The sequence below is a fragment of the Comamonas guangdongensis genome (genome assembly GCF_041079535.1).
Lineage (GTDB): Bacteria > Pseudomonadota > Gammaproteobacteria > Burkholderiales > Burkholderiaceae_C > Comamonas > Comamonas guangdongensis.
On record NZ_JBFYGN010000054.1, the window covers coordinates 1 to 4,082 of the forward strand.

At 53.9% G+C, this 4,082-nt stretch carries 3 protein-coding genes and 1 pseudogene; 2 read left to right on the top strand and 2 right to left on the bottom strand.

What is annotated here, in order from left to right:
• Positions 1-221: pseudogene (locus tag AB6724_RS21630) on the top strand (integrase core domain-containing protein); the annotation flags it as partial.
• Between the two features lie 925 nt (positions 222-1,146).
• On the opposite strand, the gene AB6724_RS21635 reads toward AB6724_RS21630, so the two are convergent.
• Positions 1,147-1,719 carry a histidine phosphatase family protein gene (locus AB6724_RS21635; protein ID WP_369340599.1) on the bottom strand — a complete coding sequence of 191 codons (573 nt, stop codon included), beginning with the start codon at positions 1,717-1,719 and terminating at the stop codon, positions 1,147-1,149.
• Positions 1,720-2,020: 301 nt separating this feature from the next.
• On the bottom strand, positions 2,021-3,070 hold the full coding sequence (locus tag AB6724_RS21640) for an SDR family oxidoreductase (RefSeq protein ID WP_369340600.1): 1,050 nt from the start codon (positions 3,068-3,070) through the stop codon (positions 2,021-2,023).
• 146 nt (positions 3,071-3,216) lie between these two features.
• On the opposite strand from AB6724_RS21640, the gene AB6724_RS21645 reads away from it, so the two are divergent.
• Positions 3,217-3,834: a TetR/AcrR family transcriptional regulator gene (locus tag AB6724_RS21645; protein ID WP_369340601.1), complete on the top strand. Its 618-nt coding sequence runs from the start codon at positions 3,217-3,219 to the stop codon at positions 3,832-3,834.
• Positions 3,835-4,082: the final 248 nt, after the last annotated feature.

The window sequence follows — 4,082 nt, forward strand, 5'->3', positions numbered from 1 at the left end:
CAAGCCCAACCAGAACGCCTACATCGAATCATTCAACGGGCGCTTTAGGGATGAGTGCTTGAACGAACATTGGTTCAGCAGTCTGGCGCATGCCCGGGTAATCGTGGAAGCCTGGCGCCGGGAATACAACGAAGAACGGCCCAAGCGATCGCTTGGCGGACTCACGCCTGCTGCCTATGCCCAGAGGCTGATGCAAAAACCGTTAAATTAACCCCGGACTCCAAAGCCTTGTGCTACTGAAAACGGGGGGACGTCGCCCAAACGCTCAATGTACTTCGAGAATGCGGCTTTAACGAGCTGTCAAATGGTGGTCAAGTCTTGGACTATCAACTTTTCGATTAAGAGGACGTCAGTTTTGCCGAGCTGGCCTTCAAGCTTGGCGTCGGACGTCATGGGCTACCAAGGCTGAAGCAACGGGCTTGAAAACTCGAAAGAGCACTCAATGGCCTCCCATAGAGGTGGAGGTGATACGTAGCAGCTTGGCCAACTACTTCGGTGGAGTGGATATCGTCGGGCCCTAGGAGCAGAACCTCGCCCGAGCCCACTGCAACGTGGGTGGTTTCGACGACGATTCCGGACTTAGCGGACTTCGTATAGAGGCGGTTCAATTCCAAGCCCCGAATGCCCACTACGACAGCCCAAGTTTCGTGGCAGTGAGGAGGACTTGTGACGCCAACTCCATCCGAGACAAGATACAGTGCCGGCCGATCCCCAGCGACGGCGAGTTCATAGAGAGCCTCCTCGCCAACTCGAGCTACAGGATAAGGAGCTACTTGCCACATAGGGGAGTTCGCAAGGTGTAGAAGACTGTCTGCAATAGCCTCGAAATCGGCCACAGACTGTGGCGGCGTGCTGATGCGATCAATTAATTGATGCGCCTGCTCGACTATCGTGCCTGGTAATTGCATCAGAATTCCCCAACTTCCTAATATGATGTAGACCGACTCTGGTTGTGCGAGACAGCAGCACTGCTGCGTGATGGCGAAAGTCCATTGGCTCACCCATTCACATAAGTGACTGCTCAGGGCCGCAAGCCAGCCATGAATCGACTCGGTTAAATGAGTCCCCTTTAGGGGGAAATATTCCTGGATATCTACTTCTGAGAGAAACCAGGTAGGTCACATGACGGGTCGTGCCAGTGACAACCTATTTCCTTTCCCCAAGCCTCATTTGATAGACCGTTGCACTCCAGTACCGCGTACCGCTGCTTTCTCGGCAAATCCACCCCGCAGACTCCAACTGCTTCGCGATCAATCGATTCATGAAGCCATGGCCAAGCAGCAGAACGGGGCCTTCATTTGCAATCAATTGAAGTCGCTGAGCCGCTGTATTAGCTCTTACTTTAGCTTCTCGGGCAGACTCGACTCCTCCAGAAAAGCCGCACAGCCATGCAATCCGAAGAAAAAATGCCCACGTAAATGGGGAAAAGCGAGGTCGTTTCCATCTTCCGTGAGGCAACTTCGCCTCGCAGAAAATCTCATCTATGAGATGAGGTCGAAGGCCCAATGCTCGAACAGACGCCAGTGCTCGAGGTGCATTGCTCGAAATGATCACCTTTGCTGTGGCGGCCAGGCCCATGCTGGCCACAGGGACGGGATGCTCTACGACTTCGGATAGCTCGTATTGCTCAATCCAGTACTTCATGTCAAGTGCTGAAACCTTGCCGCCTGGAGCCAAGTTCGGCCGACCGTGGCGCATCAAAATAATTTCTCGGTTCATTGAGTGGGAGGCGAGTTAATCGATTGCTTGTCAGCGGTTCAATCAATCGCCGACTTTTAGTCGTCGCATGAGCCAGTTCGCGGTGAACTCGAAGTGCTCTCGCATGTTCGACTCCGCCGTGTGTCCGCTGCCCTGACTGAGGAGATGCTCTGCACAGCGGATTCGCGCAGAGCAACCGCAAAAAGAACGACGGCTCCAAGGAGCGACAAGAGTTTCAAGATCAATTTGTCCGTCATAGTCTTTCCTTGTTGGGCTTCGGCAGATCCCCCAGAACTAGGGCGATGAAGAGGTTTACTTGGCGTTATTGGGGCGACGCAAGGGGTAGCCAGCCATGGCGGCGATACCAAGCGACCGTATCGGCAACGGTTTGCTCGATGGGGCGAAATTTCAGTTGAAGCTGCTGCTCGCTCTTTGTGTGAATGAAATGAGTGCGTCCCGCCTCTTTGCGCATCAGCCTCACCGTCGCCAAGCTGAGCAAGATGGGTTTGCCACTGATCCTCGCGTAGAGCTCCTGCGCCGCCGCCAGGAAATACAGAACTAGAAAAGGTAAGTTGCGGGTTGGCGTCTTGGTGCCCGCGATCTTCCCGACCAAGGGAACCAATTCATGCATCGTCATGTGGCGGCCGGCAGCGAGATAGCGTTCGCCGCGCTGGCCGCGCTCTGCAGCTGAAATTTGCGCCTTCGCTACATCGCGAGCATCGACAACCGAGAAGCTCCCAGGAAGCAGACCAGGCAATTTTCCCAGCACCACATCGTTGACAAATTGTCCTGACGAGGTTGGGCCAATATCGGCAGGACCCCACATCCAGCCGGGCAAGACAAAGCTCGCATGCATGTCCGGATGTGTGTCAAGAAAGGCCAATACGACTTGATCGGCCAGTATCTTGCTTCGGTAATAGTCGTCGTCAGCATCTGCTAGGTCACGCAGACAGGTCTCATCGATGGGCGCACCCGGCTCGCCATTCAGCACTGCGATGGATGAAGTCTGAACGAAGCGCCGGATGCCGGCGTCGTATGCCTGCTCGATAAGCTGCTGCGTACCGTCCACATTGATGCGTTTGAGCTCTTCCCAGTGGCTGCCGCCTTTGAAGTTGTCTCGAAAGAAAGCCGCGGTATGGAACACCACGTCACATCCTTGCAGCGCCCTGGAGAAAGCGGGCACATCTGCCATATCACCCTGCACCAGTTCCACGCCTTTCACTCCTGCGAACTGTTGCATACCTTTGGTTTCCGAACGGACGAGAGCCTTGACGAAGACGCCGCGCGCGACCAGCTCACGCACAAGGTTGTTGCCGAGAAGGCCTGTGGCGCCAGTGACAAAAGCGGACTGTGGACTGCTGTACTTTTTCATCTCGATTGATCTTCAGATTTCATTTGAAATTCAAATGTACCGCTAGAACTTTGAAATCTCAAGTGATATCTGAAATTCTTTGGCAAGCATTCACATGCGATCACACAACGATCGATATCTAAATCTCATGTGATATCTTTAAAGCTATGAGCACCACAACTGTAAGAAGACGCCTGACCCGAGACGAAAGCCGGGCACAGACTCGCGAGCATCTGATCGACGCTGCACGGCACTTGTTTGTGACAAACGGGTATGGCGGCGCATCGATCCGTGACATCGCGAACAACGCTGGTTATTCTCAAGGCGCTTTTTATTCAAACTTCTCAAGCAAAGAGGATGTCTTGCTAGAGTTGCTGAGGCGGCACATGGATGCAGAAGCGATGCAACTAACGACGCTCATGGACGACAACGCGCAATTGCCCGAGCAAATGCTGGCCCAACTGGAGGCCTGGGCTTCTACCCTCAATCACGATGCTGACTGGTGCATGCTTTCCATAGAACTGCAGTTGCATGCGAGGCGTAGCCTATCTTTCGCTGCGGATTACCAAAAGGTTTGGGACAAACACCAATCCGAGATCGGCGGCGTGATCGACCTATTGTTTAAAAAGCTTGGACGCTCAACTCCTGCCGAGCCTCACGAACTAGCTGCTGCTTTTATGGCACTTTCACATGGGCTTGCACTGCAAAAGACCACCGACCGCCAGGAGCTGACTGGACGCTTGATCATGGTGTTTCTACGTGGATTGATCGCAAGTTCGACGTAGCCACGTCTCAATGGAGCGAAGAAACGGGCATTCAGGCCGGTGCGTGGTGAACCGCGCAAGCGAGTGGCCAGTTACGAGGGTGATGTGGCCGTTCAAGACACCTGACGTTCAACGACTAGTGTTGGCGATTGCTGCTGTTTAGGCACTGAGTCACGAACGACCACGATCAGCCAATTCTGTTGAAAAACTCTCCTCGAACTTCTTTGTGATGGTGGTGGCGTAGGATTCGCGATCGAGTTCGCAAGCGC